15 protein-coding genes are annotated in these 20148 nt (G+C 59.8%); 8 read left to right on the forward strand and 7 right to left on the reverse strand.

What is annotated here, in order from left to right; all coding sequences use genetic code 11:
• Positions 1 to 98 precede the first annotated feature (98 nt).
• Positions 99 to 1862, forward strand: a complete 1764-nt coding sequence (locus tag GOB93_RS09405; RefSeq protein WP_198912684.1) for an amidohydrolase family protein — start codon at positions 99 to 101, stop codon at positions 1860 to 1862.
• 180 nt (positions 1863 to 2042) lie between these two features.
• Here GOB93_RS09405 and GOB93_RS09410 read toward each other — a convergent pair whose 3' ends face one another.
• Positions 2043 to 3737, reverse strand: a complete 1695-nt coding sequence (locus tag GOB93_RS09410; protein ID WP_242010662.1) for an AMP-binding protein — start codon at positions 3735 to 3737, stop codon at positions 2043 to 2045.
• 48 nt (positions 3738 to 3785) lie between these two features.
• On the reverse strand, positions 3786 to 5102 hold the full coding sequence (locus GOB93_RS09415) for an OmpP1/FadL family transporter (RefSeq protein WP_173583247.1): 1317 nt from the start codon (positions 5100 to 5102) through the stop codon (positions 3786 to 3788).
• Between the two features lie 321 nt (positions 5103 to 5423).
• On the opposite strand from GOB93_RS09415, the gene GOB93_RS09420 reads away from it, so the two are divergent.
• The 5 genes from GOB93_RS09420 (at position 5424) to GOB93_RS09440 (ending at position 12028) form a co-directional block, all read left to right on the forward strand.
• Positions 5424 to 6560 (forward strand): thiolase family protein, encoded by a 1137-nt coding sequence (locus GOB93_RS09420; protein ID WP_173583248.1) that lies wholly within the window; start codon positions 5424 to 5426, stop codon positions 6558 to 6560.
• Positions 6560 to 8908 (forward strand): 3-hydroxyacyl-CoA dehydrogenase/enoyl-CoA hydratase family protein, encoded by a 2349-nt coding sequence (locus GOB93_RS09425; protein WP_173583249.1) that lies wholly within the window; start codon positions 6560 to 6562, stop codon positions 8906 to 8908. The genes GOB93_RS09420 and GOB93_RS09425 overlap by 1 nt, the downstream gene beginning before the upstream one ends.
• Positions 8909 to 8926: 18 nt before the next feature.
• Positions 8927 to 10717 (forward strand): acyl-CoA dehydrogenase C-terminal domain-containing protein, encoded by a 1791-nt coding sequence (locus GOB93_RS09430; RefSeq protein ID WP_173583250.1) that lies wholly within the window; start codon positions 8927 to 8929, stop codon positions 10715 to 10717.
• 190 nt (positions 10718 to 10907) lie between these two features.
• Positions 10908 to 11405 (forward strand): PaaI family thioesterase, encoded by a 498-nt coding sequence (locus GOB93_RS09435; RefSeq protein WP_173583251.1) that lies wholly within the window; start codon positions 10908 to 10910, stop codon positions 11403 to 11405.
• Positions 11406 to 11623: 218 nt separating this feature from the next.
• On the forward strand, positions 11624 to 12028 hold the full coding sequence (locus GOB93_RS09440; protein ID WP_173583252.1) for a MerR family transcriptional regulator: 405 nt from the start codon (positions 11624 to 11626) through the stop codon (positions 12026 to 12028).
• A 319-nt stretch (positions 12029 to 12347) separates the two neighbouring features.
• On the opposite strand, the gene GOB93_RS09445 is transcribed toward GOB93_RS09440, so the two are convergent.
• On the reverse strand, positions 12348 to 12548 hold the full coding sequence (locus GOB93_RS09445; RefSeq protein WP_173583253.1) for a hypothetical protein: 201 nt from the start codon (positions 12546 to 12548) through the stop codon (positions 12348 to 12350).
• Entirely contained in the window at positions 12545 to 14098 is a 1554-nt protein-coding gene (locus GOB93_RS09450; protein WP_173583254.1) for an amidase family protein, read from the reverse strand. The genes GOB93_RS09445 and GOB93_RS09450 overlap by 4 nt, the downstream gene beginning before the upstream one ends.
• Positions 14099 to 14787: 689 nt before the next feature.
• Here GOB93_RS09450 and GOB93_RS09455 point away from each other — a divergent pair.
• A complete protein-coding gene (locus tag GOB93_RS09455) occupies positions 14788 to 16239 on the forward strand; it encodes an MATE family efflux transporter (protein WP_242010663.1) in 1452 nt (483 codons plus the stop codon).
• A 102-nt stretch (positions 16240 to 16341) separates the two neighbouring features.
• On the forward strand, positions 16342 to 16545 hold the full coding sequence (locus GOB93_RS09460; protein ID WP_173583255.1) for a hypothetical protein: 204 nt from the start codon (positions 16342 to 16344) through the stop codon (positions 16543 to 16545).
• Between the two features lie 945 nt (positions 16546 to 17490).
• On the opposite strand, the gene GOB93_RS09465 is transcribed toward GOB93_RS09460, so the two are convergent.
• Genes GOB93_RS09465 through GOB93_RS09475 form a run of 3 tightly spaced genes read right to left on the reverse strand, consistent with a single transcriptional unit; the run spans position 17491 to position 20143 of the window.
• Positions 17491 to 18234 carry a tetratricopeptide repeat protein gene (locus GOB93_RS09465; protein WP_173583256.1) on the reverse strand — a complete coding sequence of 248 codons (744 nt, stop codon included), beginning with the start codon at positions 18232 to 18234 and terminating at the stop codon, positions 17491 to 17493.
• 30 nt (positions 18235 to 18264) lie between these two features.
• Positions 18265 to 19176 carry a type II secretion system F family protein gene (locus GOB93_RS09470; RefSeq protein ID WP_173583257.1) on the reverse strand — a complete coding sequence of 304 codons (912 nt, stop codon included), beginning with the start codon at positions 19174 to 19176 and terminating at the stop codon, positions 18265 to 18267.
• A 10-nt stretch (positions 19177 to 19186) separates the two neighbouring features.
• Positions 19187 to 20143: a type II secretion system F family protein gene (locus GOB93_RS09475; protein ID WP_173583258.1), complete on the reverse strand. Its 957-nt coding sequence runs from the start codon at positions 20141 to 20143 to the stop codon at positions 19187 to 19189.
• Positions 20144 to 20148 lie beyond the last annotated feature (5 nt).

Genomic DNA, 20148 nt, shown 5'->3' on the forward strand with positions numbered 1-20148 from the left:
TGACCGACCTGTACTTCCGGAAGCTCTTATCCGACCGTTTCAATGCTTCCCTCAGGACATTCCGGCACCGGACCGGAACAGAAATAACGGAGTTCGTAGTGAAGTCATTCTATGGTTTTATGGTTCTGAGCGCATTGTCCGGTGTCGCGGCATCTCCCGCAATGGCGGAAACTCTCGCTATCGTGGGAGGACAGGTCTTTGACGGAACAGGGACTCCCGCCAGACAGAGCACCATTCTTATCCAGGATGACCGCATCACCGCCGTCGGCAAAAACCTGACGATCCCGCAGGACGCCAGAATCATCGACGTGCATGGCATGGCCGTCACGCCCGGCCTTTATGACCTGCATACGCACTGGACCGCCAGTGGCGAACCCGCCGATTTTCCCGCAATCGCCCACGCCTATCTCGCATCCGGTGTGACCACGGTTAACGATTTCAATGAAGAGCCGGAAGCCTTCGCTCCGCTCCGCGAATGGCTCACCCATCTGCGTTCCCCCCACGTCAATTTCGCAGCCCGCATCAGCACGCCCGGCGGCCACGGCGCGGACTGGGCGGATCAGGGAACAACGAAATGGATCAGCTCTCCCGGGAGCGCAAAAGCCGCCATCGACAGCGTCGTTGCGTATAAACCCGATCTGATCAAGATTTTTACCGACGGATGGCGGTATGGCCGGATGCCGGATAACACCAGCATGAATGAAGCGACGCTCGCCGCCGCGGTCGCCGAAACGCATAATTATCACCTCAAAGTGCTGACCCACACCGTTACCGTCGAGAAGGGACTCATCGCCGCCCGCGCAAAAGTCGACGCGCTGGCGCACGGTTTGCAGGACCGGGTGCTGACACCGGAAGAAGTCGAAACAATCAGAGCCAGCGGCATGGGCGATATCCCCACGCTCTCTGTTTATGATCCCGATAAATGGCAGCACTCCGCCGATCATAAAATCGTTTCCGATCATACGCTTTTTGAAAACGCTCTTAAAAACGTGAAAAAGCTGTTCAGGGCAGGCGTGCCCATCGGGGTCGGCACAGACGCAGGCATGCCCGCGACCCCTCACGGCGCCTCCACGCTGCATGAACTGAAACTTCTGGTACGTGCCGGCCTGACGCCTTCGGAAGCGCTGATGGCCGCAACCCGCGTCAGCGCCACCCTGCTCGGCCAGGAAGGAGACCGGGGCACCATCGCCCCCGGCATGCGTGCGGACATCGTCGTCTTCGACGGACGGCCTTGGCGGAACATAGCCGACGTGCATCATGTCGCCATGACGATGGTCGACGGCCGCTCTCTCGCCGGAATCGGCTCCGTGCCGGAGACCAGCGACGATTCAGCGTGGGCCATTCCCGCAACCGCCGCCAGACTGATCGACGATTTCGAGCGTCCCGACGGACGATCCTCCCTCGACACGCTGCGTAAGGACACCATGGATCGCGGACCGGACAGAACGGAAGAAGTCTCCGTTGTGATCCCGCGCGAAAACGGAAAGGGAAACGCCCTGTTCATAGCAGCCCGGATGGCGGATAAAACGGATGCGTATGCCGGTGTCGCGGTGCCGCTCACACGCGGCTCGGTCCGGCCTGTCGATGTCACCGCCTATAAAGGGATCGCTCTGGACATTCGCGGATCGCAATGCCAGACCCGGGTCACGGTCAATGGCACTGTCGGCATGGCATGGACTGCTCCGGTCGCGGTCTCACAAAACTGGAAAAAAATCCGCGTGCCCTTCAGCACGCTGCAGGCCGCCGACCCGAAAAAAAGCCGGGCCTGGACCGGCAAGGACATTACAGAAGTGGAAACAGGCCAGAGCTGCCCCGCAGGGCAGAAAAGCTGGCTGGAAGTCGATAACCTCAGCTTTTACTGAGAGACCGCCTTTAAATCACAAGGAAATTTTTGGTGAAGCTTTTTTCAAAAAGCTTCTGAAAACGCCGCCTTTTTGAAAAAAGGCGGCACCCAAAAACTTTTGTTTTTTATCAAAGGCCTCTCGCCAGGTCTCTTTGTTCCGAAATAACATGGACAGGTCACCGAAAATCCCCGCCAGGATTCACGAAACCGCTCCCCGCTCCGGCACAGAAGAAGCAGCATTACGCAGCGCCTCCTGAGCAATCAGATCCTTGCGCGAGAGTTTCCCGATCAGCGTCTTCGGCAGCACATCTCGGAACACAATCTCACGCGGCCGCTCGATCTTTGACACGAACTGACCAACATGATCGAGAAGCTCCTTCTCCGTCACCGCCATTCCCTCCTTCAGCGTCACAAACGCTTTCGGAGCCTGCCCGCGATAATCATCCGGCACTCCGATCACCAGCGCTTCCAGAATCGCCGGATGCCGGTAAAGCGCCTCCTCAATCACATGCGGATAAACATTGTACCCGCCACAAAGAATAATGTCCTTCAGCCGGTCCACCAGATACAGATAGCCGTCATCGTCCAGATATCCCACATCGCCGGTCCGGAGAAATCCGTCCTTCGTAAAAGGATTTTCCACAGACTCGCCGCCACTGTACCCCAGCATCACCTGCGGCCCCCGAACCCAGACCTCACCGGACTGCCCTGCCGCAAGCCTCTGATGCGGAAATGAAATATCCCGGATCTGCAGCTCCGTTCCCGCCACCGGCAACCCGCACGAGCCGTCACGCGCACCATTCAGCGGGTTAAAAGTGAGCACAGGCGATGTCTCGCTGAGACCATAGCCCTCGATCACCGGACAATGCGCCGTGTTCTCGAACTGCCTGCGCAACGCAACCGGAAGCGGCGCCCCGCCCGAAATCACCGCCGTCATCGTCGTGAAACACTCGGGACTGATGTTCTTCTGCCGCAGCAGCGCCGTCAGAATCGTCGGAACCGCCGGAAACAATGTCACATGCGTCCGCCGCAGCGCCTCAAGCGTCGCCTGCGCGTCAAAACGCGGCAGCAGCACCATCATGCCCATCCGGTCAGCCGCCAGCAGCATCACGGTCATCATCGCAAAAACATGAAACAGAGGCAGAACCCCCAGAATGACCTGCGGCCCGGTCAGCGCCCCGTCAATCCGCTCACTGATCTGCTCCAGATTGGCGAGAAGATTGCCATGCGTCAGCATCGCGGCCTTCGGCGTCCCCGTCGTGCCCCCCGTAAACTGATACACCGCCACATCCCGCGCCGGATCGATCTCAACCGGCTTCGGCCGCGCTTTCGTCGCAACCAGATCATGCCACCTCACCAGCCGCGCATCATGCTCGAACCGCACCAGCTCGCGCGTCCTGAACGCCCTGAACAGAAACGACTTCCCCCAGGGCAGCGCCTCAGTGAACGGACAGACGACAATGTGATGAATCGGACAGTCCCGCGTCGCCGCGATCGCCGGCATCGCAATCATCGCCAGATCCGTCACCGCCAGAACGGACACCCCCGCCGTCAGCAGAACCTGATGAATCTCATGCTCCACATAAAGCGGATTGATATTGACGACGATGCCGCCGGCCCGCTGCACCGCGAAAAACAGAATGACAGAATAAGGCGTGTTCGGAAGACACAGCCCGACACGATCCCCTTTTTTCACCCCCGCCGCCTGCAGACCCGCCGCCGTATGCTCCACGGCATGAAGCAGATCCCGGTAATCCGTCCGCCTGCCAAGAAAATCAATCGCCGCCGCCTCAGGCTTCTGCGCCGCGGCACGCACCAGAAGATCGGAAAGCGTCCCCGCTTTCGCAGCAGGTTTCAGATCGGCCATAAAACAGGGCTCCATGAAACGATCCATATCAGGTTCCTTATCGAATTCCTCATTGAATTCCTTCTGGCCACGACATCAGAAACGCGATCTGATCCCGAAACCGACAACATTTGCATGATTGCTGTACTCGCCGACGATCTGCCCCGCCGTCGCCGCGGACGAACTGCTGATCGGCGCCGACGCAAAGAACAGATGCGCGAAGGAAAGTTCCATCGTCAGCTGCCTGATCGGCGAATACTCAGCGCCAAATCCAAGAGTGTACCGGCTTGCATCCGGCGCACGGGTAAACCGCGATTCAATGTCCGCCGGACTCTGATCGTAGCTGAAGCCGCCACGCAGCGTCACATTCGACAGAACACGGTAGGACGCGCTCACCCCGCCAAACCAGGAATTATGCCACCTGACCGGAATCGTCGTGTCGAGTCCCCCGTGATCCGAAACCGCGTTCAGACTCTGCAGCAGCGACCAGTGCGTCCACTCCCCCTGCATCATAAGCGTCCATCGTGACGAAAGTTTATGTGTAAAACCGAAGGAAACCGAATCCGGAAGCGTCACCTGCATCTTCGAATGACCGCTCTCCGCCGCCAGAAGCGCATCCACCTGCGGCTGACTGGCCGAAAGCGTGAGCGGCGGCGCGAATTTCAGCTTGGTCGCAACCGGATAGGAAATCCGCGAACGGTAGGTGATCCCGATCTGCGTCCTGTCATCAAAACGATAAATCGCACCCGCCGAATACCCGAAGCCAAACCCATTGCCGGCCAGACTCGCATTCGTGGGACCATAAGCGTTCAGCGCACCCAGATTGGCCGTCTCCGTGAAACGACCCTGCAGAAAACCGAAGCGCGGCCCGACACCGATCACAAGATGCGGCGTCACCTTGTAAGAAACGGCAAGAGCAAGCTCATAGTCCGATATGGACGTCACCAGGCTCTGATACCGCCCCACCCAGTTCTCAGGATAATTCATTCTCAGGCCATACGGCGTCGCAGCCCCGTAACCGACCGCCCAGCGATCGTTTATCTTCCAGACTCCATAGCCCGAAGCCGTCGCCGCCGCGCTGATGTTCTTGTTTCCGTTGGTGCCCGGCGTCGTCACACCAGGACCAAAGTAGTTCTGCCCGGAAAATTTCGCGGACGGCCCAACATAGAAAGCGTTGCCCTCAAGCTCGCTGTACTCAAGCAGCGACATCCCCGCCGGATTGAGCAGCACCGTCGACGCATCCGTCGCCCGGCTGACACCGCCGACATACGCACTGGCGACAGACGTCGCATCGGTCTCCCGCAATGCGAAGCCGGCCGCGAAAGCAGGACCGGATAAAAGAAACGCACCGGGCACAAAAAAAGCCAGTGTGGCCGCTGTCCCGAATGCCGTTGCCGCAGGAAAATATTTCATTGTTTTTTCCTTCCCGATGCCGCTCCCGTGCGGAGCGGCCTGCGGGTGATCACCTTCTTCAGGGTGACGTTTACGTAACACTCTATGCATAAGAGATACTCGCGAGGCAAGTAAAACGCGTCCGAATTGCCCGTTTCCCGTTCACACAATCTCGATTATCAGCCGGCAATCAACGAATCGTGCGCCAGTAAGAAATCATATTTGCATAATGTTTATTCATGATATGAATGTGTGTGTTTACGTATACGTCACCCACGCGACAGCCATAAAACACAGGCCGAAACAGCAGGGATGACGCCGAACGCAGAGGAGTCCCCGCCCATGAATTCAGTCGTCATCGCAGGATATGTGAGGTCGCCATTCCAGCCGGCACGCAGGGGCGAACTGGTGCGCACCCGCCCCGATGATCTCGCCGCCCTCGTCGTCCGCGCCCTCGTCGAACGCACAGGCGTCCCCCCCGCCGATATCGAGGACCTCATCCTCGGCTGCGCGTTCCCCGAAGGCGAACAGGGCATCAATATCGGCCGCATCGTCAGCATCCTCGCCGAACTGCCCCTCTCCGTCGCCGGCATGACCGTCAACCGCTTCTGCGGCTCGTCCATGCAGTCCGTCCACATCGCGGCAGGCGCCATCAGCATGGGCGCCGGCGACGCCTTCATCTGCGCCGGCGTGGAAAGCATGACCCGCGTCCCGATGGGCGGCTTCAACCCGATGCCCAACCCGGCTCTTTATAAAAAACGCCCCGGCGTCTACATGGACATGGGAATCACCGCCGAAAACGTCGCGAAGAAATACGAAATCAGCCGGGAACAGCAGGAACAGTTCGCGCTCCGCAGTCAGACCCGCACCAGAGAGGCCATCAGCGCCGGCCGCCTCGCCGATGAAATCGTCGCCATACAGACCCCCTCAGGCGCCGTTACCAGAGACGGATGCCCCCGCCCGGACACCACAGCGGAAGCCCTCGCCGGTCTGAAACCCGCCTTCGATGTCTCAGGCAGCGTCACGGCCGGCACCTCCTCCCCCCTGACAGACGGCGCCGCCGCCGTTCTCGTCTGCTCCGAACAATACGCGGATCGCAACGGGCTCGAAAAAATGGCCCGCATCCGCTCCTTCGCCGTCTCCGGCTGCGAACCCGAAATCATGGGCATCGGCCCGGTCCAGGCGACACGCAAAGCCCTCTCCCGCGCAGGACTCAGTATAGACGACATCGGCGTCGTCGAACTGAACGAAGCCTTCGCCTCGCAGTCCCTGGCCTGCATCCGCGAACTCGGCCTGCGCGACGAAACCATCAATATCGATGGCGGCGCCATCGCCCTCGGCCACCCCCTCGGCGCCACCGGCGCGCGAATCACCGGTAAGGCCGCGCAGCTCCTGAAACGCGAAAACGCCCGCTACGCACTCGCAACACAATGCATCGGCGGTGGTCAGGGCATCGCCACCATCCTGGAGCGGATCTGATGGACCAGAGCGCAAAACCCGCCACCGCGCCGGACAGCCCCCCGGCACTCTCCCGCATCTGCGTCATCGGCGCCGGCGTCATGGGCTCGGCCATCGCCGCCCACATCGCCAGCGCCGGCGTGCCCGTCCTGCTGCTCGACCGCCCGGAAGGCGACGACCGCAGCAGCCTGGCGAAAAACGCCGTCGCACGCATGCTGAAAACCGAACCCGCGCCCTTCATGGACCCCGCCGCCGCGAAACTGATCCAGCCCGGCAACACGGAGGACGATCTCGGCGCCATCGCCGGATGCGACTGGATCATCGAGGCGATCATCGAGCGCCCGGACCTGAAACAGGCGCTCTACAGGAAACTCGACACCGTGCGCCGCCCCGGCACGCCGGTCAGTTCGAACACCTCAACAATCCCGCTCGCCGCCCTCACCGCCGGTATGCCGGAGAGTTTTAAACGCGACTTCCTCATCACGCATTTTTTCAATCCCCCACGCTATATGCGGCTGCTCGAAATCGTCGGCGGCCCGGAAACGGACAGCGCCCATATCGCGAAACTGACCGGATTCTGTGACCGCGTTCTCGGCAAAACAGTCGTAAAGGCCAAAGACACACCGGGTTTCATCGCAAACCGCATCGGTACGTTCTGGATGCTCGTCGCCGTCAGAGCCGCCATCGAAAACGGCCTCACCGTCGAACAGGTCGACGCCGTCATCGGCCGCCCCTTCGGCATCCCGAAAACCGGCGTCTTCGGCCTGATCGATCTCGTCGGCGTGGATCTCATGCCGCATATCAACGCCAGCATGAAAGCCACCCTGCCGCCCGGCGACCGCTACCGCGCCTTCGCCGACGACATCCCCCTCATCGGAAAAATGATCGAAACCGGCCACACCGGCAGAAAGGGAAAAGGCGGCTTCTACCGGCTGACCCGGAAAGACAGTGAAAAAATCAAGGAATCCATCAGCCTGACAACCGGCGAATACGCCCCGTCCGAACGCTTCCGGCTCCCGTCCCATATCAGACACGCCAGTGACCTGATGACCGCGCCCGACCAGCACGGCATCTACGCGCGCCGCGTGATGGGCGAAACCCTCGCCTATGCCGCCTCCCTCGTGCCCGAAATCTCCGATGACATCACCGGCGTCGATAAAGCCATGGAGCTCGGCTTCAACTGGAAGAAAGGCCCCTTCGCCCTGATCGACGAAATCGGCCCCGCCCGCTTCGCCGCGCTGCTACAGGCGGAAAACATCCCGGTCCCGCCACTCGTGGAGAAAGTCGGTTCCGGAAAATTCTATGAAGACCGCGATAACATCAGAAACGCCTTCTCCCCGGACGGAACATACAAACCCGTCCCCCGCGCCGACGGAATCCTGCTGCTCGAAGACATCCGCAGACGCGGCAGGCCCGTTCTCGGCGACAAATCCGGCGCCCTGTGGGATCTCGGAGACGGCGTCGCCTGCTTCGAAATCACCACCAAAATGAACACGTTCGACGACGGCGTTCTCGCCCTCCTCGAAAAATCAGTCAGCCATGTAAAGGAAAATTTCAAGGCGCTCGTCCTGTACTCCGACGCGGACAATTTCTCCGCCGGCGCCAATATCGGCCTCGCCCTGTTCGCGGCCAACATGGCGGCATGGGAGGAAATCAGAAAACTGACAGCGAAAGGCCAGACCGTTCTCAAAGCCCTGAAATACGCCCCGTTCCCCGTCGTCGCGGCCCCGGCCGGCCTGGCGCTCGGCGGCGGCTGCGAATTCATGCTGCACGCCGACGCCATCCAGGCCCATGCCGAACTCTATGCCGGCCTCGTCGAATGCGGCGTCGGCCTGATCCCCGGCTGGGGCGGCTGCGGCGAAATGCTCCTGCGCCTCCGCGCCGACCCGCGCACACCGCACGGCCCCATCCCGGCCACCCGCGAGGTCTTCGAGATGATCGCCACCGCCCGCGTGTCAAAATCGGCGGCCGAGGCGCGCCGTATGCACCTTCTGAGAAAAGACGACGGCATCACCATGAATCGCGATCGCGTTCTGGCCGACGCCAAAGCCCGCGCCCTCTCCATGGCCGAAGGCTATGTCGCCCCCGAACAGCCGGAATTCCGCGTCGCCGGCGAGTCCGGACGCACCGCCTTCACCATGGCCGTCGACGGAATGGCCAGACAGGGTCTCGTCACATCGCATGACCGGACCGTCTCCGGCGAACTGGCCATCGTCCTGACCGGAAACGGCCACGACGTGACCGAAATCGTCACCGAGCAGCAGATGCTGGATCTCGAGGCCGCCTCCTTCATGCGCCTGATCCGCACCACACCCACTCTCGACCGGATCGGGCACATGCTCGAAACCGGCAAACCCCTCAGAAACTGAACGACGGGGAAAACAGATATGCAGACCTACACCCCCCCGCTCCGCGACATGAAATTCGTCATCAGCGAACTGCATGACTTCTCGCGACTCACGAAACTCGATGCGTTCTCCGCCATCGATGCCGATCTCGCGGAGACCGTCCTCGAAGAGGCCGGAAAATTCGTCTCCGAAGTGCTGCTGCCCCTCAACGTCATCGGGGACAGAGAAGGCTGCCGGCTTGAGAACGGCATCGTCCGCACGCCCACAGGCTTCAGGGAAGCCTACGCCGCCTTCTGCGAGGCCGGCTGGTCCTCCGTCACCGGCCTGCCGGATTACGGCGGCCAGGGCCTGCCCGAAACGATCGGCATGCTGATCTCGGAGATGATCTGCTCCGCCAATCTCTCCTTCGGCCTCTATCCCGGCCTGACGAACGGCGCGATGACCGCCCTCCGCAAATACGGCTCGGAGGATCTGAAATCACGTTACCTGGAAAAGATGATCAGCGGCACATGGTCCGCCAGCATGTGCCTCACCGAAGCCCAGTGCGGCACCGATCTCGGCCTCGTCCGCACCCGCGCCACTCCGGCCGATGACGGCTCATGGCGCGTCACCGGCTCGAAAATCTTCATCTCCGCCGGCGACCATGACCTGACAGAAAACATCGTCCACCTCGTCCTCGCCCGCCTCCCGGACGCCCCCGCCGGCATCAAAGGCATCAGCCTGTTCCTCGTCCCGAAATTCCTGCCGCGCGAAGACGGCAGCCCCGGCGAGCGTAACGGCGTCGTCTGCACGGCTCTCGAACATAAAATGGGCATCAGAGGCTCCGCCACCTGCCAGCTCAGCTTCGACGACGCAAAAGGCTGGCTCGTCGGGCAGGCCCATAAAGGCATGCAGGCCATGTTCGCCATGATGAACAGCGAACGCCTCGGCGTCGGCATCCAGGGCCTCGGCATCGCCGAAATCTCCTACCAGAGCGCGGTCGCCTACGCGAAAGACCGCCTGCAGGGCCGCTCCCTCGCCGGAACCCGCTACCCGAACCTCCCGGCCGACCCGATCATCGTCCACCCCGATGTCCGCCGCATGCTGATGACCATGCGCGTCACCGCCGAAGGCTGCCGCGCCCTCGGCGCCTGGGTCGCCGGAGAACTCGACATCTCCGAACACGGCGCCAGCGAAACCGAACGCCGCGACGCGGAGGATTTCGTCGCGCTGATGACCCCCGTCGTCAAAGCCATGTTCACCGATCTCGGCAATGACGCCGCGAATCTCGCCGTCCAGACCTATGGCGGCCACGGTTACATCGTGGATCACGGCGTCGAACAGCTCGCCCGCGATTCCCGAATCGCCATGATCTATGAAGGCACGAACGGAATCCAGGCCCTCGATCTCGTCGGCCGGAAACTCCCCGCGCATACAGGCCGGAACCTGCGCGGCCTGTTCCACCCGGTCTCCCGCTTCATCGAGGAAAACAGATCCCATCCGGCCCTCGGCAAAATGACCGGACATCTCGAACGCGCTTTCGGCGCGCTCCAGCTCGCCACCGGACACATCGCTCAGCGCGGCATGAGCGACCCGGAAGAAGCCGCCGCCGCCGCAACCGATTATCTCCGCCTCACCGGCCTCGTCGCCCTGGCCTTTCTCTGGGCGCGCACCGCGCAGATCGCCGGATCGAAAACAGACGCGCAGGGTCCCGACAAAGCGTTCTACGCCGCCAAACTGAGCTCGGCGCAGTTTTTCTACGATCGCATCCTCCCCGACACCGCCGCCCTGTATCTCAAAATCAAATCAGGAAAAGCCTCGATGATGAGCCTTCCGGAAGACGTTTTCTGACCGCCACACCCCGCGCGGCCCTGTCCCTGTCCCGGTCCCCTGTCCGACAGCAGGGCCGCGCCGGGACACACGCCATCAGCGCCCCCACTCCACCAGCCAGACCCCGCAATATCCGCCCCCCTCTTCAGCGCCCGCCCGAAAGCCAGTCTCCCGCATCCGACCCCGACAACCCGCCGGAAAGACCGACACCATGACCCCAGCCCGCCCCGCCGAACCGCCGGCGCCCCTGCCAGCACATTTCCTGTCGATCCCCGTCTTTGGCCACTCGGGCTTCGACGCCCTGACCGGCTCCTTCGCCGTCCGGGCCGAAAACGGACATCTCCTCGCCGGTTTCCGGGTCGAACCGAAACACTGCAATCACGCCGGAACCTGCCACGGCGGCATGCTCGCCACCGTCTGCGACGGTTATCTGGCGACAGCCGCCATGTTCGAACACGACCTGCAGGTGCCCATCCTGCCAACCATGTCGCTCACCGTCGATTTCCTCGCCCCCGCCCGCCCCGGCGACTGGGTCGAATTCCACGCCGACGTCCTGCGCGTCACCCGCAACGCCGCGTTCGTCCAGGGAATCGGCCGCGTCGGCCCACACCCCGTCATCCGCGCCAGCGGCATCTTCAAACGCCCGGCCCCGGACCCGAAAGGCTTCGACGCAGGAGAAGAACTCAGAAAACTCCTTCGCACATCATAACGATTCCCCCTCTTGCCCCCATACCGGCACCGAAAAACCACAGGGCTGACATTCCCGAAAGAACGTGCTGAATTCACAGCTTCTCCAGTCCGGATTTATCCGCCATCAAGACCCGTCAGATCAGAACACATCAGACCGCAATACAGAACCGCAGTACAGATATGAGGGACCGGACCGGCGTCATCCGCACGGACCGGCCCACAGGCAAGGAACCGTTCATGCCCTCCACCGGGAACACGCCGGACACCCGGCTTTTCTCCGTAACGGAACTCTCGCGGGAGCTGGGTATCACCCCGCGCTCCCTGCGCTTCTACGAAGACAAGGGCCTCATCTCCCCGGCCCGGTCCGGCACCTCGCGCGTCTATTCAGCCCGGGACCGCGCCCGCGTCAGACTGATCATCCGCGGCAAGCAACTCGGCTTTCCTCTTCGGGACATCAAGGCTTATCTCGATCTCTACGACGCGGACCCCAAACACCACGCCCAGAAAATGCTGCTGCTCAAAAACGTGCAGAAACGCATGCGCGAACTCAACGCAATGAACGCCGCAATCGCCGCCACATTGTCAGACCTCGAACATATCCAGCAGACACTGCTCGAATCCTTCGATCAGAACGCCGCCTGATTTCCGTAAGAGAACACGGCTCCCTCATCATCCCTTTGTTAAGCCAGAGTTCTGGCGGCTGTTTTCAGAAAAAAGTTTTCGGGTGTCACCTTTTTCAAAAAGGCGGTGTTCTCTGAAGCTTTTTGAAAAAAGCTTCACCAAAAACTTTTGTTTCTTATCTCTTCTAAAGACAAGGGCAGAGCGCTGCCCTGCACCCGTTTAAATTAACAAACCGGGATCAAAGGGACCCCGTCCCTTTGTGGGGTCCGGGGCAAAGCCCCGAAAAACCGCCCCGCATCTGCCCTCAGACAAAAAAAACCCGCCCCCGCCAAGCCAGAAATCACCCCGCCTCATCCCGGTCAAAAAGCGCCCGGCACGCCGCCATACTGCCGCTGACGATAAAAAACAGGCTTCCCAGCGCCACAATCACCGTCGGAACGCCAAAAAAGGTCTTCCCGACGAGACTGACAAACGGAATCGTCGCCAGGGTCGCCACAACCGGAAGCCCGAGCCCGACCGCCAGACGAAGAATACGGGTCACATCGCAATCTCCCGCGCCGAATCAGCCATGTCCGTCGGAGACCGGTTAATCGTCAGCTCCTGCCAGACCGTGCCAAACGCTTTCTCAATCGCCGCACCCCCGAGCAGACACAGGTCTTCCCGGAACCGGTCCGCCACAAGCTGCACACCGACCGGCAGCCCGTTCGCAAGCCCGGTCGGAACCGAAAGCCCCGGAAGACCGGACAGAGCCGTCGCCAGCAGCGGATACTGAGCCTGAAGCACAGCCATGCAGTCTTCCGCTGAACGCTGGTCCTTATCGACAGGAAACGGCGCCGCAAAAGAAACAGGCAACAGCAGCAGATCATACGTATTGAGAAAAACGGACCACTCCCGCGCAAGAGCGAAGCGCTGCCTCAGACACGCCTGCAGATCGACAGCATCGTCCTTCTGATCCGGCGCCAGCTCCAGCAGCCGGCAAACAGCCTTGCCCCCGAGATCCTCCAGCACAGCCCGCCCGGCATCCGACATATCGGACGAGGCCAGGCTGTACCAGAGACGGGCCGCCACCTCGAAATCCGGCGGAACCGCCTCCTCCACCCGGAAACCCGCCTCCCTGAGCGCCGCCGCGGCGGAGTCCAGCGCAGCCAGAACGGAAGCATCCACAGTGGCGGAAGCCGGCCCCCGAAACAGCGCAACACGCCTGCCACAACGAAACGGCGTCGCATAATCAAGCGGCGCCGGCACAAAACCGGGATCGCGCGCATCCGGACGCATCATGGCCCGCAATCCCGGCCAGAGATCCTCCACATTCCTCGCCAGCAACCCCTGAGCCGCCATAAGCTGATGCGCAATGCCACGCTCAGGCCGCTGATTTCCCACTCCCTGACTCAGACCCTGACCCGGCCCGCCCGGCCCCGCCCCGCTCTGACCTGCTCCACTCTGACCTGCCCCACTCCGGCCCGGCATCCTCAGACCCGGCGTCGCCATCGGAATACGGCCCGTCGTCGCGCGCAGACCGGCCACGCCACAGCACACGGCCGGATACCGGACCGAGCCGCCGAAATCATTGCCATGAGCAAGAGCCCCCATCCCGGTCGCGACAGCAACCGCCGCCCCGCCGCTGGAGCCCCCCGGCGTCACATCGTCACGCCAGGGACTGAGCGTGCGCCCGTGCAGATCGTTGTCCGTAAACCAGCGCAGCGAGAACGCCGGCGTATTGGTCCGGCCAATAATCACCGCCCCGGCCGCCTTCAGACTGGCGACCTGCGGCGAATCCTCCCCGGCGATATTGTCACGCAGCGCAACCACGCCACTGGTGGTCGCACGCCCCTTCTGATCCACATTGTCCTTGATGGTCACCGGCACACCATGCAGCGGCCCCACCGGCGCATCGGCCCGCAGAACCCGATCGGCCTCATCCGCTGCCGCAAGCGCCTCATCCGCCATCTCATCGACAATGGCATTCAGCCGGGGATTAAGAACCCTGACCCGCTCCAGAGCCGCATCGACACATTCCCGGCTGGAAATATCACGTTTACGGACAGCCTCCGCCATTCGCGAGGCTGACCACAGACAGAGTGAGCTGGACATAGACGGCTCCCCGGTTCGTTTGCGCCCCGAAGAACGCTAACCCACCCGCCTCCAGGGGGCAAACCTCCCGCTTCCGTGAGCACACAAAGCCGTTTCAGACATGCTTCCGGTCAGTACCAACACCTCACACCAGACGCGCTTCACTCTCGCACGCGCAGAAAACGCATCGTACGCGGCAATCAGTGCTTCAACGCAACCAGCTCATCCCCGCGCCCACAAGGGACACTCTTACGGAACCGGTTGATTTCAAATCATTATTTGACTGTCAGAAAAACCCTCAGCCGCCCGGCCTCCGTTCACCCGCATCAGCGCCATCGCCATCAGGCACACCTGCATACAGACTGCCTCAAAAACCCGCAGAGATAAAAAATTTCATAACAACCTGATAATACTTCTTTTTTTCAACCCACTAACCTGCCATCGCAGCCAGCCTCAAAAAACACCTACAACAAGCCTCTGATAAAAAAACAAAAGTTTCTGGGTGCCGCCTTTTTCCAAAAAGGCGGCGTTCCCTGAAGCTTTCTGAAAAAAGCTTCACCAGAAACGTCTTTATTATTTACCGGAGGTTTCACGAGCAGACTGATGAAACAGCCTCTGAAGTTTACGGCATTCGCGTCCGCAACAGATCATGTTACAGCTTGAGGAACAGAGCAAACTGCCCCGGAGCCCATCCGGGCGGACAGGATCGAATGAGCGGAAAATCAGCGCCGGGGCGCGGAGCCTGCTTCGTGACCGGCAGCATCATGCGACATGTTCTCGTCATGTCCGGCACCGGCGCAATCGGCCTGATGGCCGTCTTCGCCGTCGACATGCTGAACATGATCTATATCGCTCACCTCGGCGACCCCGCGCTGACCGCCGCCATCGGATTTGCCGGCGCCGTCGGAGGCATCCAGATCGCCGTGTCGATCGGCATGACCATCGGACTCGGCGCCTCCATCGGCCGCGAAATCGGCTGCGGCCGGTTCGAAGCCGCCCGCCGCATCGCCTCCTCCTTCTTCTTCACCACCTTCGTGCTGAGCCTCGTCCTCGGCTGCGCGACAGCCATCCTCGCCCATCCGATCCTGCGCCTGCTCGGCGCGTCCGGCGACGCGATGACCCAGGCCACAACCTATCTCCGCGTCGTCTCGCCCTTCCTGCCCTCCGTGGCGCTGGGCATGGCCAGCTCCGCCCTCATGCGGGCCGTGGGCGACGCAAAACGATCCATGAACGTCACTCTCGCCGGCGCCGTGCTGACCGCCTTCCTCGACCCGATCCTCATTCTCGGATTCCACGAAGGCCTGACCGGCGCCGCAATCAGCTCTGTCCTCTCACGCCTCGCCGTCCTGTTTCTCGGCCTGCGCGGCGCCTGCGCACACGATATTCTCACCTGGCCCCGCCCGGGCGCCATCCTGAACGACACCCGGCTGGTCGGTAAAATCGCACTGCCCGCCATCATGACCAACCTCGCCACACCGGTCGGCGCCGCCTGGGTCACGGAACATATGGCCCGCTTCGGCCTGGACGCCGTCGGCGGTCAGGCCTCCGTGGACCGCATCGTGGTCGTGGCCTTCTCCTTCGTCTTCGCCCTGACCGGCGCCGTCGGCCCCATCATGTCCCAGAATCTCGGAGCGGAAAAACCACACCGCGTGCATGAAGTCCTGGTCTCGTCGCTGAAACTGGTCAGCCTCTGCGTCGCCTGCACCTGGATTCTGCTGGCCCTCAATCAGAGTCTTCTCGTCGCCGGATTCCACGCCCGCGGCGACGGCGCGGCCCTGATCCATCTGTTCTGTTCATGGACCGTCGCCGGTTACCTGTTCATCGGCATGCTCTTCGTCGCAAACGCCGCCTTCAACAATCTCGGCCACCCGCTTTACTCAACATTGTTCAACTGGGGCCGCGCCACACTCGGCACCATTCCCTTTGTCGCCTGGGGCGCCCGTTACGGCGCCCAGGGCGTACAGATCGGACAGGCCCTCGGAAGCGTCATCTTCGGCGCCGTCGCCATCGCAACCGCCTTTCGCGTCGTCGGCCACCTGCAACGCCACGCAACACCCACACCAGGCTTTGCTCCCGCCGCAAACGTGGCTACCGTCAGCGCCGAAGCCGCCATGGCGGAACTTGATGAAATCGAGGAAGCCGAACAGTATTCCCGTCAGTAAGACCAGTCCCGTTCCGACAACACTTCAGCGCGGCAGCAACACCCGATATCCTCCGGGACCGGAAAGGCCGGTTTCCAGAAAGGCCAGAAAGGAGAGACTGTCATGTCAAAACTGAGCACGGAAGAACGCAACGCCCTTCCCGACAGCGCGTTCGCCCTCCCCGGCCGGCGCTATCCGATCCCCGACAAAACCCACGCACGAGACGCCCTCGCCCGCGCCAGCGAATTCCACCACCGCGGCGAACTGACCGACGACGAATACGAAACCGTCGTCCGCCGCGCAAAAGAAGTCCTGGGCGAGGAATAATCCCGGCATGCCCTGCCGCTAACCTGCACGAAAGCGCCAGGGTCCTTGCCCCCTGGCAGCAGGCGCGTTCTCCTGCCCCTCATTATTCAGGCGTTCATCTGCTTTTGCAGACAGAAAACAGGACAAAGCTCCGCATCCTGCACCGGAAGGGACCATCACGCCCGGCCATGCCGGCGCACGACGCGTCCGTCATCGCATTTAATTTAAGAGACCGCCTCAAAAGCCTGCCCGTAAACCTCACTGTAAATTACAAAGAAGTTTTTGGTGAAGCTTTTTCCAAGAAGCTTCAGAAGACACCGCCTTTTTGAAAAAAAAGGCGGCGCCCAAAAACTTTTGTTTTTTATAAAAGACTTATCGGAAAATGCTCTCCGATACCGGCTGAGGCGAACAGATAAGCAGGATGCAAAAAACATAACATTATCGTTCTGTTATAAACATCTTCAGGCATAAGGCTCCTGAAACAATCTCTGACAAACCATGATCAAAGGACCCCGCCCTTCCGCAGGGCTCGCGGTAAAGCCTCCAAACCATCCATGTCCCTGGCAAAACGGAAGACAGAGCAGGGCTCTGCCCTGCACCCGAAAGGGGACACAGTCCCCTTCACCCCGTTTATGTTAACACCCGGCATCAAAGGGACCACGTCCCTTTGCAGCACCCCGAAACCGCTACCGCACATCTGCTCCCAGATATAAAAACGCCCTTACAACAGCGCTGCTGTCATGCAGCACCAGTCGGGCTCGCTTCCAGATCAACACACAGGCCGGGCTCCGCCCGAACCCGGCAGGGGTCGTAGACCCCTGCACCCCGATCTGTTTATCATCCCGGTTTCCCATGGCCACAAACCTTTTCCAGCTCACAACAGACCACACCAGAAACCCGCCAAACGCTCCGAACTCTCCCAAAGATACTCGCCCGCACAACGAAAGCCTGATCCGGGCCAGAAAATCAGCCCGAATTATGCACCTTCAGAAAATCCGTCAGTTTCTGCAACATGCCAGGAACAGCAGCCGGCGGCATATAATCCGACAGAACCGCCCGAGCCTCGTCAGTTCTTCCGTTCGCAATCAGCGCGACAGCATAGTTCTCCCGCGTCCGCGGCGTCGCATCCGCCGCCTGGGCATAGGGCCTGATCAGCGCCAGCCCTTTCTCTTTCTGGCCGGACAAAGCCATCGAAAGACCAAGATTGACCTCCGCCGATATCAGCGTCGGATCGAGATTAATCGCCGTCGCATAAACATTCTGCGCCTCAATATATCGCCCGTTCAGATCAAGCGCGACACCGTAATCATTCAGAATCTCCGCGTCCCCCGGATACAGCGTCTTCATTTTCTCAAGAAGAGACAGCGCCTGTCCCGGTTCGGACTTCAGATATATCTTTACAAGACCCCGCCACGCGTCACGCAGATCCGGCGACTGCGCAAGGCATTTCTTATAAAGCTGCACCGCCGCATTATTCCTGCCAAGCGATGCGTTAAGATCAGCCAGCCTGAGCAGAATTTCCGGATTATCCGGATTTTCATAATTTAATCTGTTAAGATCGGAAATAATCTTTATCGCCTCTCCATTCTTTATCTCGATATCATAAACGGCAAGCTGCTTTTCCAGAGCGGCTGTATTCGCCGGATGCGCACAGGAACACAGTCCAAGAACTCCCGCAACCAAAACAACAGACGATAAATAATCACGCATTTTTATAAATATCTCAGACACCATCATCGATCACCTTGAGAGAGCGCCCATGACATTTATGATCGCGGGACCAGCAATAACAATGAACATACAGGGCAATAAGAACACTATCATGGGAAATGTTAAAAGAACTGAAAGCTTTGCCGCCCTGGACTCAAATTTTATCAGTGTATCTTCCCGAATTTCCGCAACCAGAACCCGCAGCACCGACCCCAGCGACGCCCCCGTCTCCAGCGTCTGCCCCAGAGCCGCACTCAGCCGAAGCAGCGCCTCCACTCCCGTCCGCTTGCCTAGATCCTCAATGACCTTGTATCGATCCGAATTCACCCTCAGCTCATCAACTGTTTTCCTGAATTCGTAAGCAACATCCTTATTGAGACTGACCATCTCCGCCGCGACGCGCTCCATACTCGTTTCCATACCCAGCCCGGCCTCCGCACAGACCAGAAACAGATCCAGCGCATCAGCCATCCCGGCATCCACACGGCGAAGATGCAGTTTCACCTTCTGCTGCATGACAAAATCCGGCAAAAAAAGCCCCGTTACCGCCGGCACCGCCACTGTCAGAAACATCGAAAGACCGTGTCTGTCAGTCATAAGAGAGAAAAAATAACCACCCCCGCCCGCCAGAGCGAAAAGACCGATCTTCACCGCGACAAACGTCCCGACGTCGATCCCAAGCCGCTGAAGATCTCCGCTCTTCAGCGCACTGGCCGCTATGGCATTCCGCAACATCTCCGACCGGACAAGCTTCGTCCCGACTTCAGAAAATATCCTCCACAGCAGGGTTTTTTCTGCCTGAACGTCATCAGTCCGATAGCCCGTGCGACCACATATCTTCGACACTCGCGTCAGCCGGTTACGCCGCCCGGTCAGATAATGATCAAACTCCCAGACGAGCGCGAACGATGTACAGACAATCAGAATAAATGCTATATACATGATATTTATTCTATCTCAGGGTGAACTTTGTAATCGAAAACATCGATACAATTCCCATGATAAATAACGCCACCGCCGTATATAGCATCTCAAGACCGGTCTTCGTCGTATACAGAACGGAAATATATTTTGGGTTCATAACTCCCATAAGAATCGCCATGAATATCGGCAGGCCGGCCAGAACGTAACAGCTCGTTCTCGCCTCAGACGCCAGCGCAAAGGCTTTCTTCCTCGCCTGAAGGCGTTTCCTGATCGTCGTCGCAAAACTGTCCAGAATTTCCGCCAGTCCTCCGCCGGTTCTGCTCTGAAGCCTGACAATAATGGAAAAAAACCTGTATTCCTTTATTCCACCACTGTCAGCCAGATCCTCCAGCGCCTCCCCAAGCTCTTTTCCAACGGCAACCTTATGGACAACATCCTGAAACAGGCTTCTGGTCGGGTCCGGAGCCTGACTCGCCACAATCTCCAGCGTTCTGGAAAGAGACACACCAACCTTAAGGCAGCGCGCCATCATGGCCACCACTTCAGGAATCTGCTCGGTCAGTTTCGTATTATATTTACCCTGTACCCTCGTAAAATAAAGCCTTATAACAGCGATACTTTCAAACGGCGCACACTCGATGGCAATTCTGTCAAGAAAATATGCCAGCACAAATGACAGAACAATGACACAGGATGTCACGATAAAACAGACTTTGTAGATATACTCCCTCGTATAGAGAGAACTGTTAAAATCAAAACCAGCTATGGTTTTTAATATCCTGTAATATCTTCTGTTATGCTTTTTTACAGCCAATATGGATGTCGCACTATACTTCTCAACGGCAACATCATCTTCAGAAATCCAGCTAATCCGGGCTGAACGAATCCGATTGCAGTTCCGCTCGATCATAAACGCGATGAACGCCGCTATATTGCAGACAACAATAATAACCAGCGCACATTCGAGACCAAAAAGACCGAACATATTCC

Origin of the sequence: Acetobacter musti (assembly GCF_011516835.1) — a bacterium.
GTDB classification, from domain to species: Bacteria; Pseudomonadota; Alphaproteobacteria; order Acetobacterales; family Acetobacteraceae; genus Acetobacter; species Acetobacter musti.

Excerpts from the sequence above, each read along its gene's own strand:
- GOB93_RS09470 (WP_173583257.1), bottom strand. The coding sequence starts at position 19,176 with ATGTATATAGCATTTATTCTGATTGTCTGTACATCGTTCGCGCTCGTC.
- GOB93_RS09465 (WP_173583256.1), bottom strand. The coding sequence starts at position 18,234 with ATGCGTGATTATTTATCGTCTGTTGTTTTGGTTGCGGGAGTTCTTGGA.
- GOB93_RS09420 (WP_173583248.1), top strand. The coding sequence starts at position 5,424 with ATGAATTCAGTCGTCATCGCAGGATATGTGAGGTCGCCATTCCAGCCG.
- GOB93_RS09455 (WP_242010663.1), top strand. The coding sequence starts at position 14,788 with ATGAGCGGAAAATCAGCGCCGGGGCGCGGAGCCTGCTTCGTGACCGGC.
- GOB93_RS09460 (WP_173583255.1), top strand. The coding sequence starts at position 16,342 with ATGTCAAAACTGAGCACGGAAGAACGCAACGCCCTTCCCGACAGCGCG.
- GOB93_RS09415 (WP_173583247.1), bottom strand. The coding sequence starts at position 5,102 with ATGAAATATTTTCCTGCGGCAACGGCATTCGGGACAGCGGCCACACTG.
- GOB93_RS09440 (WP_173583252.1), top strand. The coding sequence starts at position 11,624 with ATGCCCTCCACCGGGAACACGCCGGACACCCGGCTTTTCTCCGTAACG.
- GOB93_RS09425 (WP_173583249.1), top strand. The coding sequence starts at position 6,560 with ATGGACCAGAGCGCAAAACCCGCCACCGCGCCGGACAGCCCCCCGGCA.
- GOB93_RS09410 (WP_242010662.1), bottom strand. The coding sequence starts at position 3,737 with ATGGATCGTTTCATGGAGCCCTGTTTTATGGCCGATCTGAAACCTGCT.
- GOB93_RS09475 (WP_173583258.1), bottom strand. The coding sequence starts at position 20,143 with ATGTTCGGTCTTTTTGGTCTCGAATGTGCGCTGGTTATTATTGTTGTC.
- GOB93_RS09435 (WP_173583251.1), top strand. The coding sequence starts at position 10,908 with ATGACCCCAGCCCGCCCCGCCGAACCGCCGGCGCCCCTGCCAGCACAT.
- GOB93_RS09430 (WP_173583250.1), top strand. The coding sequence starts at position 8,927 with ATGCAGACCTACACCCCCCCGCTCCGCGACATGAAATTCGTCATCAGC.
- GOB93_RS09450 (WP_173583254.1), bottom strand. The coding sequence starts at position 14,098 with ATGTCCAGCTCACTCTGTCTGTGGTCAGCCTCGCGAATGGCGGAGGCT.